The sequence below is a fragment of the Vibrio sp. V42_P2S4T144 genome (genome assembly GCF_009904715.1).
GTDB lineage: Bacteria > Pseudomonadota > Gammaproteobacteria > Enterobacterales > Vibrionaceae > Vibrio > Vibrio alginolyticus.
In genome coordinates, this window is record NZ_WXWS01000418.1 from 1 (window position 1) to 2279 (window position 2279).

Consider the following 2279-nt stretch of genomic DNA (forward strand, 5'->3'; position numbering starts at 1 on the left):
GGCCTTTTCCAAACGTTTGGTGGAGCTGGCGGGAGTTGAACCCGCGTCCGAAAACCGTTCATCATTGGTACTACATGCTTAGTCGATCTTTAATTTCGCCATCCACCTGCGAACCGACACGCTAATGAATGACTAGCCTGAATTAAAATTCGCCGTTCATCTCTCAGGCGGGAGAATCCGGGCTAGCGCGTTTGGGTTTGATCCCTCGTTATTCCCCGTCTTACGTGCGGAAGCTAGGGCGAGAGAGCTCTTAGCAGGTTATTAAGCTGCTAGTGCGTAGTTTTCGTCGTTTGCGACTATTTTTTTGCGGTTTGTTAACGAGGCCTACCGCACCTCGGCATGCACCTCAGACTTCTGAATTCCCGTCGAATCCTAAATCAGCCCCAGGTAATATTCGCATAGTAACAGAAAAGCATTGGCTGTCCAGTACTATGCGTTTAAGTGGTCAAGATTAACGCAGCGCGCTCTTCATTACGCGTGCTTTTTCTCTTGCCCAGTCTTTTTCTTTTAGATCCGTACGTTTATCGTGCAGCTTTTTACCTTTTGCTACGCCAATTTTTAGTTTCACCCAAGAGCGAGACCAGTACAGTGAGAGGGCCGTTAATGTCATACCTTCACGGTTTACACGTCCGAATAGGTTATCCAGCTCACGACGACTCATTAGTAGTTTACGCACACGTGTAGGGTTCGCCACAACGTGTGTCGATGCCTGATTTAAAGGAGTGATTGTCATGCCACTCACAAAGGCTTCACCGTCACGCATAAATACGTAACTTTCAGAAATATTGGCTTTACCTTGGCGAAGGGCTTTCACTTCCCAACCTTGGAGCTCCAAGCCAGCTTCGATTTCATCATCGATGAAATACTCGTGGCGAGCTTTTTTATTCAGCGCGATAGTATTGCTACCCGCTTTTTGTTTCGTTTTTTTCTTTGCCATAATAGCGACATTATACGGGTTGGATATCGGATAGGAAATCCTTTTATTTGCGCAATCGTGGAATAAAAGTAAAATTGGCAGGAGCTTTAAATCTGTACATGTATCGATAGGAGTATGTATGAAGCAAGTCAGCCGTTCTGCGCTTGTGTCTTTTAGTGCTGAACAGATGTTCAATCTGGTTAACGATGTTGCTAAATACCCTGAGTTTCTGCCTGGTTGCTCGGGCTCTAGAATCATTGAGTCTTCGGGTAATGGTATGGTGGCTTCTGTCGATGTGGCGAAGGCTGGTATCAGCAAAACGTTTACTACTTCAAATGAGCTGATCCCAGGCCAAGCAATTATGATGAACTTGGTGGATGGCCCGTTTAAGACGTTGCGTGGTGGTTGGATTTTTACCGCGCTAGATGAGCAAGCTTGCAAGGTTGAACTAAAGCTTGAGTTTGAATTCTCAAGTAAAATGATTGAGATGGCCTTCGGTAAGATTTTTAACGAGCTTACTAGTAATATGGTAAATGCATTTACTAAACGCGCAAAACAGGTCTACGAGTGTTATGAGTATTGAGTCAGATATGATTCACGTTGAGGTTGTCTATGCTCTTCCTCATGAACAGCGTGTATTTAACTTAGTGGTAAATAATCACGCAACGGTAGAAGAGATCATTCGACAATCCGGTGTATTGGAGTTGTACCCTGAAATTGATTTGTCCAAGAACAAAGTGGGTGTGTTTAGTCGTAACGTGAAGTTGGATGCGACCGTTCGAGATCGAGACCGAATAGAGATTTATCGTCCGTTACTCGCCGATCCGAAAGAGATTCGCCGTAAACGGGCGGAGCAGGCTAAAGCCGAGGGGAGTGCAGACCCAGTCACCGGTGGCAAGCCTAGTTCTGTACGTAAAAATAAGCAGGATTAATATAAACCCAATAGCTCATGTGAGTTACTCAAAGTTTGACTAACGTGATTTCTATATAATAAAAAACCTCCCAAACGGGAGGTTTTTTTGCAAAAGTCAGTTTACTGAATTTGCTCGTAAAATGCGTCACTTTTTGGAAAGTCACCACTGATGTCTGCGAGTGTGCCTTGGTCATTAAAGTTTACAATCAGATCTTTCTGTACTGGTTCGCCATGGCCAGGAGTATGATGATAGATGTAATACCAAGTGTTTGGATAGCCGTTTTCAATAAGCATTGGCGACCCTAATACGAAGCGAACCTGTGCTTTAGTCATCCCAAACTTTAATTTATCAACCGCACTTTGTTCTACATAGTTGCCTTGGTTGATATCAATACGATAAACCAGTCTTTCCAATACCGAACATCCTGTCAGCAATGTCATTGCTAATGG

4 protein-coding genes and 1 other RNA gene are annotated in these 2279 nt (G+C 44.1%); 2 read left to right on the plus strand and 3 right to left on the minus strand.

Features of this window, described 5'->3' with window-relative positions; genetic code table 11:
• Positions 1-17 precede the first annotated feature (17 nt).
• Positions 18-385, minus strand: a transfer-messenger RNA (tmRNA) gene (ssrA, locus tag CAG68_RS14055).
• Between the two features lie 66 nt (positions 386-451).
• Entirely contained in the window at positions 452-937 is a 486-nt protein-coding gene (gene smpB / locus CAG68_RS14060; RefSeq protein ID WP_005381642.1) for an SsrA-binding protein SmpB, read from the minus strand.
• A gap of 118 nt (positions 938-1055) precedes the next feature.
• Here smpB and CAG68_RS14065 point away from each other — a divergent pair, with 118 nt between their 5' ends.
• Together CAG68_RS14065 and CAG68_RS14070 are read left to right on the plus strand one after the other, a co-directional pair.
• Positions 1056-1499: an SRPBCC family protein gene (locus CAG68_RS14065; protein ID WP_005381641.1), complete on the plus strand. Its 444-nt coding sequence runs from the start codon at positions 1056-1058 to the stop codon at positions 1497-1499.
• A complete protein-coding gene (locus CAG68_RS14070; protein ID WP_005381640.1) occupies positions 1489-1848 on the plus strand; it encodes an RnfH family protein in 360 nt (119 codons plus the stop codon). Before CAG68_RS14065 ends, CAG68_RS14070 begins: the two co-directional genes overlap by 11 nt.
• Positions 1849-1949: 101 nt before the next feature.
• Here CAG68_RS14070 and bamE read toward each other — a convergent pair.
• Positions 1950-2279, minus strand: a 330-nt coding sequence (bamE, locus tag CAG68_RS14075; RefSeq protein WP_161441293.1) for an outer membrane protein assembly factor BamE, incomplete at its 5' end; no start/stop codon positions are given.